The organism is Rufibacter roseolus (genome assembly GCF_017916365.1).
Classification (GTDB): domain Bacteria; phylum Bacteroidota; class Bacteroidia; order Cytophagales; family Hymenobacteraceae; genus Nibribacter; species Nibribacter roseolus.
In genome coordinates, this window is sequence record NZ_JAFMSU010000001.1 from 412,625 (window position 1) to 432,302 (window position 19,678).

18 protein-coding genes are annotated in these 19,678 nt (G+C 50.1%); 12 read left to right on the plus strand and 6 right to left on the minus strand.

Annotated elements, in window-relative coordinates; all coding sequences use genetic code 11:
• Positions 1-129: 129 nt before the first annotated feature.
• The 5 genes from J3P35_RS01760 to J3P35_RS01780 form a co-directional block, all read right to left on the minus strand.
• The gene (locus J3P35_RS01760; RefSeq protein ID WP_210462485.1) at positions 130-312 is read right to left on the minus strand and encodes a FeoB-associated Cys-rich membrane protein; all 183 of its coding nucleotides are present in this window, start codon (positions 310-312) and stop codon (positions 130-132) included.
• Positions 313-441: 129 nt separating this feature from the next.
• Complete coding sequence (locus J3P35_RS01765; protein WP_210462487.1) at positions 442-1,242, minus strand: inositol monophosphatase family protein; 801 nt, start codon at positions 1,240-1,242, stop codon at positions 442-444.
• Between the two features lie 4 nt (positions 1,243-1,246).
• Positions 1,247-2,908, minus strand: coding sequence for an apolipoprotein N-acyltransferase (gene lnt, locus J3P35_RS01770; RefSeq protein WP_210462488.1), 1,662 nt, complete (start codon positions 2,906-2,908; stop codon positions 1,247-1,249).
• Positions 2,889-3,578, minus strand: a complete 690-nt coding sequence (rsmI, locus tag J3P35_RS01775; protein WP_210462490.1) for a 16S rRNA (cytidine(1402)-2'-O)-methyltransferase — start codon at positions 3,576-3,578, stop codon at positions 2,889-2,891. Before rsmI ends, lnt begins: the two co-directional genes overlap by 20 nt.
• A gap of 103 nt (positions 3,579-3,681) precedes the next feature.
• Positions 3,682-3,927 (minus strand): 4a-hydroxytetrahydrobiopterin dehydratase, encoded by a 246-nt coding sequence (locus tag J3P35_RS01780; RefSeq protein WP_210462491.1) that lies wholly within the window; start codon positions 3,925-3,927, stop codon positions 3,682-3,684.
• A gap of 207 nt (positions 3,928-4,134) precedes the next feature.
• On the opposite strand from J3P35_RS01780, the gene J3P35_RS01785 reads away from it, so the two are divergent.
• From J3P35_RS01785 to rpiB, 9 genes are all read left to right on the plus strand, one after another.
• Positions 4,135-4,992, plus strand: coding sequence for an SDR family oxidoreductase (locus tag J3P35_RS01785; protein ID WP_210462493.1), 858 nt, complete (start codon positions 4,135-4,137; stop codon positions 4,990-4,992).
• A 66-nt stretch (positions 4,993-5,058) separates the two neighbouring features.
• Entirely contained in the window at positions 5,059-5,346 is a 288-nt protein-coding gene (locus tag J3P35_RS01790) for a hypothetical protein (RefSeq protein WP_210462495.1), read from the plus strand.
• 50 nt (positions 5,347-5,396) lie between these two features.
• Entirely contained in the window at positions 5,397-5,639 is a 243-nt protein-coding gene (locus J3P35_RS01795; RefSeq protein WP_210462497.1) for a hypothetical protein, read from the plus strand.
• A 201-nt stretch (positions 5,640-5,840) separates the two neighbouring features.
• Positions 5,841-6,536, plus strand: coding sequence for a metallophosphoesterase family protein (locus J3P35_RS01800; protein ID WP_210462499.1), 696 nt, complete (start codon positions 5,841-5,843; stop codon positions 6,534-6,536).
• Positions 6,537-6,933: 397 nt separating this feature from the next.
• Positions 6,934-9,747, plus strand: a complete 2,814-nt coding sequence (locus tag J3P35_RS01805; protein ID WP_210462500.1) for an IPT/TIG domain-containing protein — start codon at positions 6,934-6,936, stop codon at positions 9,745-9,747.
• A gap of 536 nt (positions 9,748-10,283) precedes the next feature.
• The gene (locus J3P35_RS01810; protein ID WP_210462502.1) at positions 10,284-12,743 is read left to right on the plus strand and encodes a T9SS type A sorting domain-containing protein; all 2,460 of its coding nucleotides are present in this window, start codon (positions 10,284-10,286) and stop codon (positions 12,741-12,743) included.
• A 179-nt stretch (positions 12,744-12,922) separates the two neighbouring features.
• Positions 12,923-14,197: a serine hydroxymethyltransferase gene (locus J3P35_RS01815; protein ID WP_210462504.1), complete on the plus strand. Its 1,275-nt coding sequence runs from the start codon at positions 12,923-12,925 to the stop codon at positions 14,195-14,197.
• 130 nt (positions 14,198-14,327) lie between these two features.
• Positions 14,328-15,182 carry a twin-arginine translocase subunit TatC gene (gene tatC / locus J3P35_RS01820; protein WP_246849905.1) on the plus strand — a complete coding sequence of 285 codons (855 nt, stop codon included), beginning with the start codon at positions 14,328-14,330 and terminating at the stop codon, positions 15,180-15,182.
• 12 nt (positions 15,183-15,194) lie between these two features.
• Positions 15,195-15,626 (plus strand): ribose 5-phosphate isomerase B, encoded by a 432-nt coding sequence (rpiB, locus tag J3P35_RS01825; RefSeq protein WP_210462506.1) that lies wholly within the window; start codon positions 15,195-15,197, stop codon positions 15,624-15,626.
• 448 nt (positions 15,627-16,074) lie between these two features.
• Here rpiB and J3P35_RS01830 read toward each other — a convergent pair whose 3' ends face one another.
• A complete protein-coding gene (locus J3P35_RS01830; RefSeq protein ID WP_210462508.1) occupies positions 16,075-17,484 on the minus strand; it encodes a hypothetical protein in 1,410 nt (469 codons plus the stop codon).
• Positions 17,485-17,579: 95 nt separating this feature from the next.
• Between J3P35_RS01830 and rbfA the strand changes: the two genes are divergently transcribed.
• The 3 genes from rbfA to J3P35_RS01845 all read left to right on the plus strand — a co-directional run bounded on the left by rbfA (position 17,580) and on the right by J3P35_RS01845 (position 19,529).
• Positions 17,580-18,032, plus strand: coding sequence for a 30S ribosome-binding factor RbfA (gene rbfA / locus J3P35_RS01835; RefSeq protein WP_210462510.1), 453 nt, complete (start codon positions 17,580-17,582; stop codon positions 18,030-18,032).
• A gap of 39 nt (positions 18,033-18,071) precedes the next feature.
• Entirely contained in the window at positions 18,072-18,881 is an 810-nt protein-coding gene (locus tag J3P35_RS01840) for a class I SAM-dependent methyltransferase (RefSeq protein ID WP_210462512.1), read from the plus strand.
• 174 nt (positions 18,882-19,055) lie between these two features.
• Positions 19,056-19,529 (plus strand): GNAT family N-acetyltransferase, encoded by a 474-nt coding sequence (locus tag J3P35_RS01845; protein WP_210462514.1) that lies wholly within the window; start codon positions 19,056-19,058, stop codon positions 19,527-19,529.
• The last annotated feature ends 149 nt before the right edge of the window (positions 19,530-19,678 follow it).

Here is a 19,678-nt window from a genome sequence, read left to right on the forward strand (position 1 = left end):
GGGCACTTTGCCCTGGAAACCTGTTTTGGCATTGTTTTCAGAAAAATAGACCCTAAACAGAAAGCCATAAAAGCAGAAAGCCGCTCCTGCTGGAACGGCTTTCTATGGATATCGGTAAGAACAAGATTTTTATTTGAAGGCCTTTTTGGCTTCTATCTCCCCCTGGATCTTGGCCAGGTCAATGGTGGAGCAAGCCCCGCCGCAGCCTTTGGCGCAACCGGCCTCTTTGGAGAAAAAGCTCTTATAGCCCATCCGGAGGAGATAGCCTGCCGCCAGCAGAAAGATAAAGACGATGATGATTTCCTGTACCATAACATGTGGGTAACGCCGGCAAAGGTAGAAATAGTTTAAAGATTAGCTGGGAATTACCGGTTTCACGGTTGAAACTACCTGTGCCATTTTACGACCAATTCTTCAAAAACAGCCCGTAAACGCAGGAAGCTATTCCTTCCAGAACGGCTCAATGAGTTGGAGCATCTCCTGTTGCACCTTGGGGTTGTTGCTCACGCAGATTTCGCGCCCGAAGACGTAGTTCTTGCCGCCCCTGAAATCGGTGACCTGCCCGCCGGCTTCCTGCACCAGTAGGGCGCCGCCGGCCACATCGTAGGAGTTGATGTTGAACTCAAAGTAGCCTTCAAACTTGCCGCAGGCTACGTAAGCCAGGTCCAGCGCGGCAGAACCCAAGCGGCGCACGCCGTGGCAGCCCTGCATGAAAGAGCCCATCACCTGCAGGTATTTCTGCATGAGGTCAAAGCTGTAGTAGGGGAAACCAGTGGCGATGAGGGAATCTGCCAGGGAAGGAGCACCGGACACGGTGATATTGCGGTCGTTGCAGAAGGCCCCGCCACCCTTCACGGCATGGTAGCATTCATCGCGGGTGATGTCATAGACCACGCCAATCACCAACTCGTCCTTCTGCATCAAGGCGATGCTCACCGAGTACACCGGCAAACCATGGATGAAGTTGGTGGTGCCGTCCAGCGGATCGATGATCCAGTTGAACTCCTCACCTTTCTCCGTTTTGGTTTCCTCCTCGGTGATGAACCCAGCCTCGGGCAGGAGTTTTTCCAGCCCCGCCACCAGGCGCTCCTCGGCTTCTTTGTCAACGTAGGAGACCAGGTTGTTCAGGCCTTTGTGCTCCAGATCGGAGATATCGAAGTTGGCCGCCTCGTACAGAATGAACTTGCCTACTTCTTTGGTGAGCTGTACTACCTGGTCGCGGAGAGCGGATATGTCTTTCATAGTTTTAGGTATGGGTCCGCTGCGCGGAATGCGTGTTGATTACGTTTTTAGGTGTCCGGCGGGTAAACCTAAGCACCACAGCCAACACCACCAGACCCAGCGCGAGCCATTGTGTGCCGTGTCCGATGAGCTCGCCGTGGCGGGTATAGAACGTCTGCTCCTGGTTGAACCTGATCTGGCCGCGCATGGCCGCCGGCACCCACCAACCCGATCTCTGCAGCAACTCGCCTTTCTGGTCTATGAACCCCGAGATACCCGTATTGGCTGAACGAGCCACGGCCCGTCTGGTTTCAATAGCCCGCAAAGAGGCATAGGCCAAATGCTGTTTGTAGCCCGGCGAGTCGCTCCACCAGGCATCGTTGGTGATGATGAAAATGGCACTGGCACCGTTGCGCACGTATTCGCTCACGTACTCGCCATAAATTGATTCATAGCAGACTACCGGCGCGCCCACCAACTTGGGGTCCTGGCTGTGCTGGAAGATGGCCCTTGTTTCCTGCGTGCCCATGTTCCCGGCAATGCCGCCCAAATCAATGGCGAACATTTTCAAGGCTTTGAACACACCCGGATACGGGGTTTTCTCTACGCCCGGAACCAGCTTGGATTTGTGGTAGAACTCATGCTGCCCGCTTGGTTTGAAGTGCAACCCGGCATTGTAGACGTCGTAATAGCCGATCTGCTCATGAAACCTGGCTGTACTGCTTCTCTTTGTAGAATCCGGGTACAGCCGTGCCGAGGTGATGCCGGACACCAATTCCACGCCGGGGTGGCGGTTCAGGAAATCGCGCAGCGCATAACTCACCGGGCTCAGCCCGAAATTCTCTTCCCAGTTAATGCCGTTGCTGATGGAGGTCTCAGGCCAGAGCACGAATTTGGTGTTGGGCGTGATCTGCTGCTCTGATAAGGTGATCAATCGGGCGAACTGCTGCTCAAACGGGATATAGCCCTCGCCGCCCTCGAACTTCTCTTTGTAGGGGTCCACGTTGGGTTGCACCACCACGACCTCGGCCAGCTCGCCTTTCTCCTGGTACCGGCTCCCGATGAAGAAGGAGAGAAGCAGCGGCAAAATAAAGGTCAACGCCGGGGAAAGCCATTTGCTTTTCTTCTTCTCCGGCGAGGTCAGCGCGAAGAACACCAACAGGTTCACCGCCCATACCCACACGGAGCCGCCCAGATAGCCGGTGTACTCGTACCACTGCACCCAACTGGGCAGCGAGGCAAAGCCGTTACCCAGCGTGAGCCAAGGCCAACTCAGGTCCCAGTTCAGGTGAAACTGCTCAAACGCGATCCAGTATATGGGCAAGCTCAGGTATCCGATGGCGCGGCCGGCGGCTCGTTTGGTCCAGAAGAAGGCCATCATGGGCATCATCATGAACAACGCATTGAACACCACGGCCGCAATGCCGCCGCCCAGCGTGGAGTAACTCACCCAATAGGTGGTGAAGATGTTCCAAAGCAACAGCGTGAGATAGGCATATTTGAAGAACGTGCGCCCGCGTTTAGGGGCCGTTTTCTCAGAAATGGCCTTTTCCAGCAGCAGGAACGGCACCCAGCCTATAAACAAGACAAAGGCCAGTGGTTTCACCGGCCAACCCAACCACAGCAGAAAGGCGCTCAGAAACGCCAACAGCGGGAGGTAAAAACGATTATTTGTTTCCTTGGACAACAATGACAAATTCTCCTTTGATTGCTTTGGTAGTAAACGTCTGCACCATCTGTTCTAAGGTGCCGTTAAGGGTTTCCTCAAACATTTTACTTATTTCGCGGCTCACCGAGACCATGCGTTCCCCCCCAAACACTTCTTTGAACTGCTCCAGCGTCTTCAAGACCCGGTGCGGAGACTCGTAGAAAATCATGGTGCGTTCTTCCTGGGCCAGGCTCTGCAAACGCGTCTGCCGGCCTTTCTTGATGGGCAGGAATCCTTCAAACGTGAACCGATCTGTGCTGAAGCCTGATTTCACCAGGGCGGGCACAAACGCGGTAGGCCCGGGCAGACATTCTATCTTGATGCCTTCCTGCACGCAGGCGCGCACCAGCAGAAAACCAGGGTCAGAAATTCCGGGGGTGCCAGCATCTGAGACCATGGCCATCTTTTCGCCCTTCTTCAGGCGTTCCACCAGGTGTGCTACGGCTTTGTGCTCGTTGTGCAGGTGGTGGCTGTGCATGCGCTTGTCAATGCCCAGGTGATTCAACAATTTGCCGCTGGTGCGGGTATCCTCGGCGAGCACCACGTCCACCTCTTTCAGAATCCGGATCGCCCGCAGGGTGATGTCCTCCAGGTTCCCGATGGGCGTGGGCACTAAATACAGACTGGTCTCTTCTACGGGTTCGGCCATAGCTCAAAGATACGGAAATTTGAGTTCTGAGTCCTGAGTCCTGAGTTCTGAGTAAAATAGGCGTTTTAGGCCTATTTTCAGGGAAATGCTCCCGAATCAGGAATTAGACTCCGTATCGCTCGGCCAGGGCACTGATGCGCTGGGCCAGCACGTGGTCACGGTTGGTGACGGTGTTGCCGGCGTCATGGGTGGTAAGCCTGATCTCCACTTTGTTGTAACTGTTGCTCCACCAGGGGTGATGGTTGATTTCCTCGGCCACTATGGCCACCTCGGTCATGAACGCGAAGGCTTCTTTGAAGTCGCGGAACTTGAAGCTGCGGGTAAGATGGTTGTCTTTTTCGGTCCACATAGGTGCGTTTGCCGGCGGGGATAAAGAGCTACCTGCCTTGGTATTTCCTGCCTACCGGCGTCTCCGTGTTTTTACTCTCTTTTTATGAAAACGATGGTAAAACGTAGCTAACTCCAGACACTTCCTCGTATTTCTTAATCTGCTTCCCCGGCTAAGGCCCCGAACAGTAATGAATTAAACCATTAACAGACAAAAACTACTATAGAAATGGCAACAGAATATCCGCAGGAAGTTCCAGATCAGCACCAGGAGCACCAACCCGGTCACGAACACCAGATGAAGCAAGAACCTATTGTAATCAGGGAGAACTATAAGGGCAGTGAGAAACTGAAGGGCAAAAAAGCTTTGATTACCGGCGGAGACAGCGGCATTGGCCGCGCCGTGGCCGTCCATTTCGCGCGCGAGGGTGCCGATGTGGCCATTGTGTACCTTGATGAAGAGAAGGATGCGCAAGACACCCGCCAGATGGTAGAGGCCGAAGGAAAGAAATGCGTGCTCATCCCCGGCGATCTGCGTGACGAGAGTTTCTGCAAACAAGCCGTGGAGCGTGCGGTACAGGAACTAGGCGGCCTCAATATATTGGTGAACAACGCTGCCGAGCAGCACGAGAAAAACGACCTGCGCGAGATCACTCCTGAGCAACTGGAGAAAACTTTCAGGACCAACATCTTCGCCTACATCTACGTGGCCCAGGCGGCCTTGAACCACCTCAAAGAAGGGGACTGCATCATCAACACCACCTCTATCACTTCTTACCGGGGCTCCAGTCACCTGATGGATTACGCCTCTACCAAAGGTGCTATTACTTCCTTTACCCGTTCGCTCTCCCAGAACCTGGCTGAAGAAGGCATCAGGGTGAACGCCGTGGCTCCCGGCCCTATCTGGACCCCGCTAATTCCGGCTACCCTGGAAAAAGTAGGGGATTTTGGAAAAGACCAGCCAATGGGCCGCTTAGGGCAGCCCTCAGAAGTAGCGCCGGCGTATGTTTTCCTTGCCTCTGAAGACGGCTCTTACATTACCGGGCAGACCATTCACGTGAACGGCGGTGAGCAGATAGGTGGGTAATTCTCTCAACCTTTCCACGTGGAAACAGTAAAAAGGGGAACTAGTACACTTTAACTACATACGCCTATGGCTACTGACAATAACGGCCACCCCAACGGACACGACCGTCCGGTACGGGTGATAGATGATACCGCCACCAACATGGAAGACATGATGGCGGGACATATCATACCAGGTGCTGATCCGCCTAAGAACGAGGCACAACGCGGTGGTTTCGGGAACCGCGACGGCAAAGAAGGCTATGGCTCTGACAGCTCAGACGGACCAACCGGCGTGAGCGTGAACGAGGAAGCCGACAACAACGAGCCGCCTAAAGACAACATGCGGACCGACGGCGAAGGCCGCGGCACCTGATGCCGACCCAAAGCTTTTGATTGTTTAACTAAATAGAAAAGGAGGAACTCATGCCATATAAGAGCAAGAACACCAGTCACGACTCAAAGTCACAGAAAGGTGAACCTACCGGTGAAGGCATCAGCAAAGCCGGTGCTAAAACCACTGGTGGCCCAGACGCGATTGATCGTAGCGAAGAAATAGCGGAAAGATTCCTGGATGAAAACGGCAATCCAGCCCCGGAGGCCATCACCCATCCTAACCGCAATCTCCATAAACCAGACATCAACAAACCCAGCTACGGCGGATCTTGATGTATTCTTCACTTGAAGAGAAAAAGCACCTCCTGAACGGGAGGTGCTTTTTTGTGCCGTTGTAAGGCAGTTTTAAGGAAAACAGGCGCTAAATACCATTTCCATGAGTTTTACTTTCCGTTTATCATTCATCTTTTTAGCCCATCTGCTTTAACTAGACAAAGCCGATGGTAGGCATAACCACTTTCAAACTTTTGCTTCATGGCCCGGTACGCGATCTCAGATATCCATGGTTGTCTTGTCACTTTCCGTAAGATGGTGGAAGAAGTAATCCGGTTGCAACCCCAGGACCATCTCTACCTCTTGGGAGACTACATCAATAAAGGCCCAGACAGCAAAGGCGTTTTGGACTATATCTTTTCGCTCCAGCGCCAAGGCTACAGACTTACCTGCATCAGGGGCAACCATGACCAACTCCTGTTAGATGCCGTTGACCAGGGAGAACACACTGTCTGGCTCACTCCCGAGGACAAACAGAAAACCCTGGAGAATTTTGGCGTAACCCAAATCAAAGACATTGGCTCAGAATACCTCTCCTTTATCAGGTCTCTGCCCCTTATGGTAGTGCTGGATGACTATGTATTGGTACACGCCGGCTTAGACTTCAGCCTTAACAACCCGCTACTTACCAATAATCACCTCCTCATGAACACCAGGCAAATGCAACCCACCCTTGCCAAACTAGGCGGCCGCCGACTTCTCCACGGTCACCTTCCCGTCCCACAATCCACCATTGAAAAAGCGGTAGCAAAAAAAAGACCAGCTATTAACCTGGATGCCGGATGTGTATTCTACCGGAATACAGAATTTGGCAACCTTTGTGCGTTCAACTTAGATAAAATAGGACTTTTTTTTCTACATAACCAAGAACAGCCTTACCAAATAAAAATTAAGTAGTTTAGGATATTCCTTGCACTATATTTGAATTAATTAATACATAATTAAATTTATTATATTATTTATCAATTAATTAAATTATAATATCCTGTTGATTTCAGCATAAACCCCCTCTATCAATCAGAAACCCAATTTTGTGTTGAGTATGTTTCTGATTCACCGAAAGCCCATAGAATCCTATGACAAAAAAATTATAACGAATATTTAGACAATCTTAAACATTCTAGTAATTTTACCCGTAGTTCGCCAGCCCCAAGCGAGACAACATAGTACTTATACTTATATTTTAAGTAGCAATATTTAAATAAGAGAAAGAAAAGGAAGGCTAATAAGCGGGGCAGGCAAAAGCAATTTAAATAGGAATACAAATAAGTTTATCAATTATAAAGTAGCGTTTATGGAGAAAAATTTACTCAGAAGAAGTGCTTCAGGGGAAAACAGTGTAAGTAGGGTTTGGCTATTTTTAGTCTTGATGCTCTGCGGAATGGCGTCTGCATTACAGGTACAGGCGCAGGTAACAAGTTTACCTACTTCTCACAACGGTCGTTGGGATAGATTAAATTCTAGTGCCCCTAAAGCCGGCTGGACTCACACTGGCTTAGCAACAGATGCTACTTACAACCTAGGGCCTGTTACTGAGGTAGACGGATCAAGTAGATCTGCTACCTTTGACACATCTGGCGATGTTTTATCAATAAACTTTTCTGGCATCACTACCCAATTGCCAGGCGAATTCAGTTTCTATCTTGGTTGGAGATATACCGGAACTGCCACTGCTCCTTCAACCTTTAGCGGCACTTTCTTTCTAGAAGAATCCTCCAATAATAGCACTTGGACTTCACTGCAGGAATTTAATAGCTCCAATTTAACACGCGTAACTGCTACAAGTGGCGGAGGAGCGAAAGTAACCATCACTCCTAAAAGCGATACGCGCTACCTAAGATTCCGATTGGCGACACTGCCTGCATCCACCCAAGTACTTGTTGACCAGGTAAGTCTTACAGCATTACCAGATGCGCCGGAAATCAACGTATTAGCTGGCAGCACACAACAGGATGCCGGCTCAACCTATACATTTTCTCAACAGAATATTAATACCAGCAGCGCTCCAGTTACATTCACCATCCAAAACAACGGAACCCTGCCTTTGTCAATCACCACTCCGTTGGTAGTAACGGGAACTAACCCTGATCAATTTCAGATCACGCAACAACCAACTTCCTCCTCCATTACAGCAGGCTCAACTACCACTTTCAAAGTGGTTTTCAAGCCAACTTCAGTACTCAGCAAAAATGCAGAGATCAGAATTGGCAATAATGATTCAAACGAAAACCCTTACACCGTAAAGCTCCAAGGCAGTGGCATCCTGTTGGCTCCTACCATCACCAGTTTTGATCCTAAGGCCGGCCCTGTAGGCACCTTGGTGACCATTACCGGAGCTAATTTGGTAAATACACAGAATGTCTTATTCTCTGACAACACTACAGCTGGCAAAAGAGCTGCGTTCACCATTGTTGACAACAACAGCATAACCGCCACCGTACCGACAGGCGCCATAACGGGCAAAATTAAATTGACCAACAATGATGGGGCAAATGTTGCTGTGAGCTCTGAAGACTTTACAGTTTATCCTGCACCAATAATTACCTCCTTCTCACCTACCACAGGTCCTGTTGGAACCGTGGTGACCGTGAAAGGCAGCAACTTCTCAGAAGGCGGCGGGATGAAGTTCACCGACGCCAACGGCAACCTCATCTACGCCGAGGACTACGTGTTCGTAAGCGAGACAGAAGCGACCGGCCGAGTTCCGCTTGGCGCTGTTACAGGGCCTATTGCAATGGAAGGGGATTATGAAACCACTAAAAGCACCACCAGTTTCACGGTGACTGCTCCCGCTCCGGTTATTACCTCCGTAAGCCCTAACTCAGGCTCTGTGGGTACAGTAGTAACGGTAGAAGGCATTAACCTAAAGAATATCAAAAGTATAACATTTGGAGGAGTAACAGCCACCGAGTACGATGACTCTAATGATAACAGCTTGATCATAATTGTTCCAGCTGGAGCGATTTCAGGCCAGATGATTGTCACTACAGAGGGCGGCTCTGATGAGTCTAACTTCACCGTAATTACAACCGCACCGGTTATCACCTCCTTCTCGCCTGCCTCTGGCCCTGTTGGGACTGTGGTAACCGTGATAGGCAACAACTTCTCTGAGGGCGGCGGGCTCAAGTTCACCGACGCCAACGGCAACCTCATCTACGCCGAGGACTATGTGTTTGTGAGCGAGACCGAGGTGACTGGCCGGGTTCCGGCTGAAGCTGTAACAGGCGCAATTGCCGTTGAGAATGATACAGAAACTACCAGAAGCTCTACCAGCTTTACGGTAACTGTACCGGCTCCGGTTATCACCTCCGTGAGCCCGAACTCAGGATCCGTAGGAACTGTGGTAGCGGTGACAGGAACAAATCTTACAAAGGTAATTTCTGTTACTTTCAATGGAACCGTTGCGGAATTTGATGAGACCCCAGAAGGACTTAACACTGTTGTGCCCGCAGGCGCCACTAGTGGCCCGATGGTAGTGAAAACCGTTGGTGGAACAGATGAATCAAACTTCTTAGTACTTGAGCCAACTACCCTTCCTGTAGAATTGGTTAATTTTTCAGGAGAAAGCACTCCTAAAGGCGTGCTTCTAACCTGGTCAACCGCTTCAGAAAGAAACAATGAGTACTTTGAGGTACAGGCCAGCACTAACCCTACTAAAGAATTCAATACTATCCAAAAAGTAGAAAGCAAGGTAGTTAACAGCTCAACTGTTACATCATACGAAACTGCAGATCGAAATCCAGCGAGAAATGCGGTAACTTATTATCGTTTGAAACAAGTTGACTTAGATGGCACTGTTGAATACAGCAAAACCATTGCCGTAGAAAACAAAAACTCTGCTCCGGCTTCTTCTTTAGCCGTTTACCCTAACCCTTTCAATGATAGCTTTAACCCTACCATTGAAATAACAACTGAAAAGGGAGGCAAGCTGACAGTAGCCTTATACTATGTAACAGGAAAGAAAGCTTTTGAGCAAGTCTTCACAGTAGAGAGCGGAGTATCTACCATGGAGCTACCTCTAAAAGATGCCTCCCTTAGCACGGGGATGTACATCTTGACTACAGAATTGAATGGCAAAATCACCACATCACGTGTTGTCAAGAATTAAGTTGGATTAAGGCATAAAAAAAGGGGAGACAGTTGTCTCCCCTTTTTTTATGCCTTAATCGCAGCTCTTTGTAACAAGAGACGACAAAGAGAACCCTTTGGTAAAATAATCACTCTAATCTTCAAAACCCCTCAGGCATAATGATCCGCTTCAAAGCCAAAAACATAACAAAGGCTTTTTGATTCATCTCCGACCATTAAACTTAAGGGAAGACACCACTTTATCAGGTATTACTTCAAAGGCTTTATATATAAAAAGCAACATTATATTATATATAACCTACATAATGCTTGGATTTATATATTAATATTATATATTAGACCGTAAAATTGACCTTTTATAACATTAAAAGGCTATTCTATAACAATAGCCAATATTTAACTATCATTAAAAATGAAGGACTGAAATCAGAAATTCCCTAAACTCTTTACTTATACCAAACCAGTGGCTTTTGCCTTTTGAAAATGTAAAGTAGAATTGTTCTAAAACATGAACATACCTGACCTAACCTTAAATTCACCTCTAACCCTTTATTTATGAAGCAAACTTTTACCAGTTTAAAGCAAGCAGTGTATCTCACACTAAGCTTGATTCTTGTTTGCGGAAACCTGATTGCCGCAAATATCAACTCTACCCATTATCTGGGCCTGAGTAAACCTGCTAACGCGGCCTTCTCAAGGATTGCACAGGGAACATTATCCCTATCAAACCTTGCGCCTTTGGCGCAGATCCTAACGCAGGTCGCATACAATGACACCACGGCAAGCGGTAAAACTTACTATTGGGTTCCTTTTGGCCTGAATAACAGAGGAAGCGGAGCATGGAGTGAGTTAGGCCATTGGGCTACAACAAGTGGCGGAAAAGAAAAGCATGAAACATTGCCAACGCCAGCAGATGACGTAGTTTTTGACCTCAACTCCTTTTTGTTTACCGGGCAGAAGGTGACTGTTGACGTAGAAGCCAATGTTAAAAACATCTCCTGGGTAAATATCAGATTTACCACCTTTGAAGGCAGCACCTCTAGCTTAAATGTGTATGGTTCTTTCCAGGCACACAACAACTTACTTATAGCAGGTCCGGCTGGGTTTACTATTACTTTCAAGTCAGACCAACCAGACACTCCTATCAACTTCCTAAATAAATCTTTCCCAGCGGCATCTAAAATAAACTTTGATGGCCCAGGAGGATGGATTCTGCAGAACCAACTAAGCACAGCACAAGGAAGCAGCCTTACTTTAACCGCAGGCACGCTTAAAACAAACAATTTCAACATCGCCGTTAATACGTTCAGATCTGTTGGAGATAAAGCCCGAACATTGGAATTGGGCACCTCTGTTATTAGCGGCCTCAGCACTTGGGACGTCTCTGGTTCTTTAACACTGAAAGCAGAAGAATCAAAGATTGTATTAGACGGTCTTGGATTACATACCTTTAACGGAGGGGGTAAAGCTTACAGAGTTGTTACGCTTCATGGCCCAGAGTCTATTGTAACCAACAGCAACACCTTCAAGGAGCTTTCTTTGCCAATAAACCCAGATGTAACGGCTACTAATACCCTAAATCTGGAAAGTGGTCAGGTACAAACTATTGAAACTTTATCTACACCAGGCAGCGCGCCTTATACTACTATCAAATCTTCCGTGGGAGGCAGTAAAGCCACTATCAACTTTACGTCTCTAGCCTTCTGTACAGATTACCTCATTCTGTCTGATGTACACGCAACAGGTCCGGGGAACTACTATGCAGGCTTAAACAGCGAAAACAAAGGGAATAATACAGGATGGCATTTTATTCCTTGCGCAACATCAGTTTATGCCCCCAAGACAACCGCTGATTATAACGAAGCATTTGCGAGTACCTCCACTGTTTCTGAAGGCTTGAACAAGTGGCTGGAGATAAAATACAATGGAGAACTTATTGGTGCAATCAAAGATGGAGGCAATATATTAGGTGAGGTAACCATTCAATTTGCCATCGATAGCAGCAGCAGTCGAACTTTGAAAGGGACCAATGGTGAAGACATCAAGGTAACTCCCAGAAACTGGAGAATTACCTCAACTAACCCTGTATTGGCAGACAAACCAGTGAGCATCCGCCTTTATGGCCTGCAAGATGAATTTGATGCTTTCAAAGCTGCAAACATTAGTGTAACAACCCTAAATGACTTAAACTTCACATCATACAGCAGCGTAGACAGCACTGAGAACTGTGATTTTACAGACAACCTAAGTGCAATTTCCACTACGACCCTAATCAGCAACCCTGCCTTTACCACTGCAGGTGATTATTTCACCGCTGAATTGATTGGCATCACAGATTTCACAGAACTCTACCTCCACAACGGCGAAGCCGCTATTGATTTCGTTGCCTCTAAACCCACACCTCCAGTTGTGGAAGAACCAGAAGAAGAGCCAGTAAAAGAAGATCCAACTGCTACAGTAGAAGAAATGGACTTCACCGCCCATTGGAATGCAAAAACGGTAAAACTAAAGTGGATGGTCCCTGGCAGAACAACGGCTTCTTATGATGTAGAAAGAGCTTCCAGCCTGGAGAGCAAAGAGTTCAAGACCATCATCTCTAACGCCCCGAGACAGAACAGCGCCAACGCGGCAGTAGCGGTGTACCATGCAGAAGATTATACTCCGGCGGCCAGCCCAGCCAACTACTACCGCCTGAAGCGCACCAACGCAGACGCCACTGTTACTTACAGCCAGACGCTGAAAGTAGACAACAAGGCTTACGCAACGGCCGTGCAGGCTTCTCCAAACCCGTTTACGGATAAAGTGAAACTAACCGTAAATGCCGAGAAAGCCGGAGAATTGAGCGTAAAACTCATGACTGAGCAAGGCAACGTTGCTTTGGAGAAGAAAATCAAAGTAGCCAAAGGCACTTCTGAGTCAGAATTGGTGATTGGCGCGAAAGTGAAAGCAGGGATTTACCTGCTGGTAACTGAGTTGAACGGCGAGCGTCTTTCTCAGCGCCTGATCAAACAGTAAGCAGAACATCAATTTAATTAACTCAGGAAACCCTCAGGCAATGCCTGAGGGTTTTTTGTTTGTTTTCCGGAAAACGGCTCTAAAACTCAAAGACGGCTTTCTCTTGCGCCTGGAGAGGCTAAACCATTGGTTATTTGCTGCAATGGCCGTACTTTTGGGCACCCACTAACAGAATTGAAATGCAACGCGATTCCCAAATCTTTGATCTTATCCAGAAAGAGCACCAGCGCCAGCTGCACGGCATAGAACTCATCGCCTCGGAGAACTTTGTTTCAGACCAGGTGATGGAGGCCATGGGCAGTGTGCTGACGAATAAATATGCCGAGGGTCTGCCGGCCAAGCGCTACTACGGTGGCTGCGAGATTGTGGACCAGTCTGAGCAGTTAGCCATTGACCGCGCCAAGCAACTATTTGGGGCTGAGTGGGTAAACGTGCAGCCGCACTCCGGCGCGCAGGCTAACGCAGCCGTGATGCTGGCAGTGCTGAACCCCGGCGACAAGATCCTGGGCTTCGATTTATCGCATGGTGGACACTTGACCCACGGCTCATTGGTGAACTTCTCAGGGAAACTGTACAAACCGTCGTTTTATGGCGTGGAGCCGGAGACCGGTGAGATTGACTGGACCAAGGTAAGGGAAGTAGCTGAGCGCGAGAAACCGAAACTGATCATCTGTGGCGCCTCGGCGTATTCCCGTGACTGGAACTACAAAGCTTTGCGCGAGGCCGCCGATGCGGTGGGCGCGCTGGTTCTGGCTGATATCTCACACCCGGCAGGTTTGATCGCCACTGGCCTGTTAAACGATCCGTTTGAATATTGCCACATTGTAACCACCACCACCCACAAGACTTTGCGTGGGCCACGCGGCGGTATGATCATGATGCGGAAAGACTTCGAGAACCCATTCGGGCTGAAAACCCCTAAGGGCGAGCTGCGCATGATGTCTTCATTGCTGGACAGCGGCGTATTCCCGGGCACGCAGGGCGGACCGTTGGAGCACGTGATCGCGGCCAAGGCGGTGGCGTTCTTTGAGGCGCTTTCGCCTTCTTACAAAGAATACACGGCCCAGGTACAGCGCAACGCACAAGTATTGGCCAAATCATTCGTAGACCGCGGATACAAAATCATCTCCTCGGGCACCGATAACCACCTGATGCTGATTGACCTTCGTTCTAAGGACCTTACCGGAAAACTGGCCGAAAACACCCTGATCAAGGCCGACATCACCATCAACAAGAACATGGTGCCGTTTGACGATAAATCTCCTTTTGTGACCTCCGGAATCCGAATCGGCTCCGCCGCCGTAACTACCCGAGGACTGAAGGAACAAGACATGGACCGCATTGTGGACTACATTGACCGCGTGCTCATGAACCATGACAACGAGACCATCCTGGCAGATACCAGAAAAGAAATCAACAATTGGATGCAACAATTCCCGTTGTTCAGTTACTAAGTAATCAGACACAGGTAGCAAGGCATTAGACACAAGACTTTTCGCGGGGTTTCTTGGAAAACGACCCATAAACCCCGACGAAACTTAGAGGGTTAACACTCCTGCCTATTTGTAAAACATTAAAATACCAATGGCACAACGTTCCGGAGAGGTGGCAGCGCACAGCGGAGAAGAGCATGAAATGACCTTTTTGGACCACCTGGAGATTCTCAGGTGGCATTTGATCCGTTCGGCCGCGGCTGTGGTGGTGTTCACGGGCATTGCCATGGCCAACAAGGAGATTGTCTTCCATGACATTATCCTGGGTCCATCGCGTACCGATTTTTTCACTTACAGGAAACTCTGCGAGGTAGGCGCGGCCATCAGCTCGCCGGGCCTGTGCATCAACAAGCTGGATTTCACGCTGCAGAGCCGCGAGCTTTCCTCGCAGTTCACCATGCACCTCACCAGCTCGTTCGTGATTGGGTTGTTGCTGGGCTTCCCGTACCTGTTCTGGGAGATCTGGAGCTTCATTAAACCAGGTCTGTACCCCAATGAGCGCGAGAACTCCAGAGGAGCGGTGTTCTTCGTGTCATTCCTGTTTCTGCTAGGGTCCTTGTTTGGGTATTTCATTGTATCGCCGCTCTCCATCAACTTTTTGGCCTCTTACCAGGTAGACCCTAGTATTGCCAATGAGTTCGATTTATCGTCTTACATCTCTACGCTGGTTACGCTGGTGTTGTCCTGCGGAATCATGTTTGAGTTGCCCATGATTGTGTATTTCCTGTCACGGGCGGGTATTGTGTCTCCGGAGCTCATGCGCATTTACCGCAAGCACGCCATTGTGGTGATCGCCTTCGTGGCGGCCATCTTGTCGCCGCCGGATGTGCTGAGTATGACTTTGATGGGCATTCCGCTGCTGCTGCTCTACGAGGTGAGTATCAACATCTCCTGGTGGGTGCGCCGCCGCGATTTGGCAAAATTGAACCAACAAGCTACTTCTTAAAGAAAGACTAAGATGAAAATAGCACTAGGCGGCGACCACGCCGGATACCAATACAAAGGGATGGTGAAAGAGCAACTGGAGTCCCTGGGCCACGAAGTGAAAGACTTTGGACCATTCTCAGAGGCCTCCGTGGACTATCCAGATTACGTGCACCCGCTGTCTACAGCGGTAGAGAACAAAGAATACGAACTGGGCATCCTGCTCTGCGGCAGCGGCAACGGCGTAGCCATCACCGCGAACAAACACGCCGGCATCAGGGCGGCGCTATGCTGGCAAAGAGAGCTGGCCGAACTGGCTCGTTCCCACAACAATGCCAACGTACTGTGCGTGCCAGCCCGTTTCGTGAGCGAAGAAGTAGCCCGCGAGATGGTGGAAGCTTTTTTAACCACTCCGTTTGAAGGTGGCCGTCACCAGACCCGCGTAGACAAGATTGCCTGCGCCTAGCGGCGAAAGGCGAGTTCTGAGTATTGGGTTTAGAGTCCTCAGTCTGAAAGAATATATGAATTTGTAGGGGCGCCTCTTGTGGGCGCCCTTGCTGTTTTAGGGCTATTTTCTAAAAAAAAGAGGCTTAGATCACTAGAGGTCTCTTTTCGACCAAATGAAATCAGCCTTCCAGCAGAATCTCACCAGAAACCGAAAATGGCAACCACAAGGGATTGTCCCTACATCTGGTCTTTGACAGACGCTTCTACAAAGTCTCTCCCGTTGTTGGTGTTATCATCAACAACCTAGACAACGATTCAACCCACGCTGGGAAACTAGGAGTGAAGAACCCTACTACGCCAATCACCATGAGATTCTCTTCCTTGGAGGGGTAGGGGTGAGTTCCTGCTTCAAGCCAGATTCCCTGAAAATAGCCCTAAAACAACAACCCAAATCCCGCACCAGGGACTTACTGCACCCGGCGGTAGAAGGGACCGTTCTCTACCTTTTCGTAGCGTTGGAACACCAGGGGCAGCTTGTATTGCAGCTCGGGCATGAGGTTCTGTTGGTCTATGATGTAGGCAGGAGGGTTCTGCCGGAGGTCCTGCAGGATGGTGAACAACGCATCATAGTGGCTCAGGCGCCCGAAGTAAGGTTTGGCCAGATCCCAGCGCAGGTAGGGAGAGCCTAGGCTGTTGTTCTGGTAATAGTTGAGATCAGGGCCTAAGACCAGGAGTTGCTGTCCTTTTACCTGCTGGTATTTGGGCGCTTCCTGCACCTGTACCAGCTCGGGCTGTAGACGGAGGGCGGGGTACACCAAGCCCAATGGGTTATAGCGCACGGCCACCACGGCGGCAACAACTACCAGGAAGAGGAGTTCGGCAATCCAGAGGCGGTTTCCCCACCAACTGAAGAGAAAGATGCCGAAGTAAGAGATGAGCGGCAACAGCAGCACCAGGCCTTTGGCTGAGGCATCATGGCCGTTCAACAGCACCAGCACCACCACAATGGTCCAGATGAGCATGATCTGCAGGAAGCGCGCCTGGTAGTTAGGTCCCAGCGTGACCAGCGGCAGACTCAGGAAAGACAACACCAAAATACCCAACGGAAGCGCCGCCACAGTCATGACTTGTCCCATAGGTAACCCAAAATCAAAGGAAAATTGCCAGGACCAGGTCAGGCCCTGCTCCAGGAATGGGCCCAGGGAGTTCTGGTACAGGAAATAGGTGAGCACCACCGTGAACGGGAACACAAAGCCCGTGAGCATAAGCAAAGTGCTTCGGAAGGCCCCGGAGGCGAAGTAGATGATCGCGAAGAAGCCCAGCACCAAAAACCACACAAATGGCAGGTAACACAGCGCGGCTAGTCCCAGCATAAACCCGGCTTTGAACAGACGGCGGGCGTTGGCGGCCTCTTTGGAAATCGCTGTAAGGCTGTACACGGCCAGAATCACGAACGTATGCCCCAGCAGCAGCGGAGAAAGCACATCCAGCTCAAAGAAAATACTCCCGAACAGCATGTAGAGCAAGGCCGGCACGTAAGATTTATAAGGGTGTACCTGATTCCGGTTGAAGACATAGTTGAGCAGGAAAGCCTGGTAACCTATCAAGAAAGTGGCCAGGAGGCGGTGCATCAGATAAGAGCGCGGAGCTACCATGTCCAGAAACCAGTACACGGCCGCTGAGAGCGGGGCCGTGGTGTCATAGACATCCTGGTAGAGGGTAAAACCGGCGTGCAGGCGCTCTCCCAGAAGCACATGGTGCAGCTCTGAGAGAGTAGCAGGGAGCCCAAAAATGAGCAATGGAAGCCGGATGAGGAGAAACAGCAGTACCAACACCACCCACCTGGACGGAAACAAACTGCGGAAGAATCGTATCAAGCAATGCGCGGCTTAGCCTTCGCTCTGACCTTGCGGCAAAGAGGAGGACGGTTTGTGGGGTAAAAATGTGAAATTAATACGATATTTGCGGAACCATGGAAAGTAAACGCCAACAAAAATTCGCCAGACTGATTCAGAAGGAGCTTGCTGAGATCTTCCAGCGCGATGTTTCCCACCTGTTTCAGAGCACCTACATATCGGTGAGCGGGGTAGCCGTCTCCCCAGATCTGGGCGTGGCAAAAGTGCATCTGAGCCTGCTGCTCAACCCTAACGGGCGCAATCTGCTCAATGAGATAAAAGTACATACCAAGACCATCAGGCACGAACTGGCCAAGCGCATCAAGAACCAGGTGCGCGTGATCCCGGAGCTGATCTTTTACCTGGACGATACCGCCGAGTACGCCGCCAAAATGGACAAGATCATTTCTGAGCTGGATATCCCGTCCGAGTCAAAAGAAGACCCAACCAATCCCTTCCGCACCGAAGAAGACTACTACCTATCTGACGAAGATGGCGAAGACGATGAGGAAGACGCCGACGGGCGCTAATCCGTTACCCGTTCTCCAAGCCAGCTACTAAACCCACCCATGCAGTACGATCCAATTAAACGCGTTCTGGGCGAGGCCTTCAACAAGACCCCTTTCCTGCGCAAGCTTTTTTACAACCTTTTAGACCTGCTTCTGCTGCGTACGTGGCACATTCATAAAGAGCTGCGGGCCTGGGCCAAAGGCAAACGCCAGCAGCCCGTACAGATCCTGGACGCCGGCTCAGGCTTCGGACAGTACAGCTACTATCTCTCGGGTATGGGCGCCAACTGGCGCATCCTGGCCGTGGACGTGAAAGACGAGCAGATCGCGGATTGCAGCAACTTCTTCCAGAAGATAGGCCGCCACAACGTGATGTTCCGGAAAGAGGACCTGGTTACCTACCGGGAGCCGCAGGCCTTTGACCTGGTGCTGAGCGTAGACGTGATGGAACACATCCTGGAAGACGTGGAGGTGTTCAAAAACTTTCATGCCTCACTGCGGCCCGGCGGCATGGTGCTCATCTCCACCCCTTCTGACCAGGGCGGTTCAGATGTGCACGGCGATGATGAGAGCTCCTTCATTGAGGAACACGTACGCGACGGCTACAACATCAAGGAAATCCAGGAGAAACTGAAGAGTGCCGGTTTCAGCCGCACCGAGGCGCATTACTCTTACGGCGCACCCGGCAAAATCTCCTGGCGCCTGAGCATGAAGTACCCCATCCTGATGCTGGGGGCCAGCAAGCTGTTCTTCATCATCCTGCCGTTCTACTACCTGATTGTGTATCCGTTCTGCCTCTTGTTGAACTGGCTTGACACCAACGGCAAGCACCCTACCGGTACCGGCCTTATTGTGAAAGCCTGGAAATAGCGGCAACAGGTAGTTAGCTGGCTTATTGGAAGATGCAAAGAAGAAGCCTTTCTATATTGGAGCTTTTTTATGGAAAACGGCCCCAAAACAGGCGCTGCCTTCCGGGCTTTGACAATCTGCCAAGAACTGCTAACTTCACCTGGATATCCCCGCTATTCCTTATAAACCTCCAAGATGATTGAGTTAGTCAGGACAGATTCAACCAACCCGGATTTTGTAGAGCTTGTTTCCCTTTTAGACGCCGATCTTCACGTGCGGGACGGGGACGACCACTCGTTTTTTGCACAATTCAATAAAATCACGGCCATCAAACACGTAGTGGTGGCATACCTGCATGAGGTGCCGGTAGGTTGCGGGGCCATCAAAGCCTATTCCCAAGACACCGTGGAGGTGAAAAGGATGTTTGTGCTGCCTGAGTTCAGGGGGCAGGGCATTGCCGGGGAAATCCTGGCGGAACTGGAGCGCTGGGCCGCCGAGCTGGACTATTCAACGCTGATCCTGGAGACCGGCAAAGCGCAGCCCGAGGCCATCAGGTTGTACACCAAGAGCAATTTCAAGGTCATCCCTAACTTTGGGCAATACGAGAACATAGAAAGCAGCGTTTGCATGCAGAAAGCCGTTCAGCGGCAACCCGTGAGGGAGCTGTAGTTTGGTCCTCTTTTTACAGAAATACCCCTGAAACGGCTACCAGGGGAGAAGAAAACATAACCCTTTTGCCCCAGAACAGTAAAGGTGACCTGAGTGATGGATGCGTTTAACCATTCTTTCCATCACTCCTTCACTTAATCACTCATTCA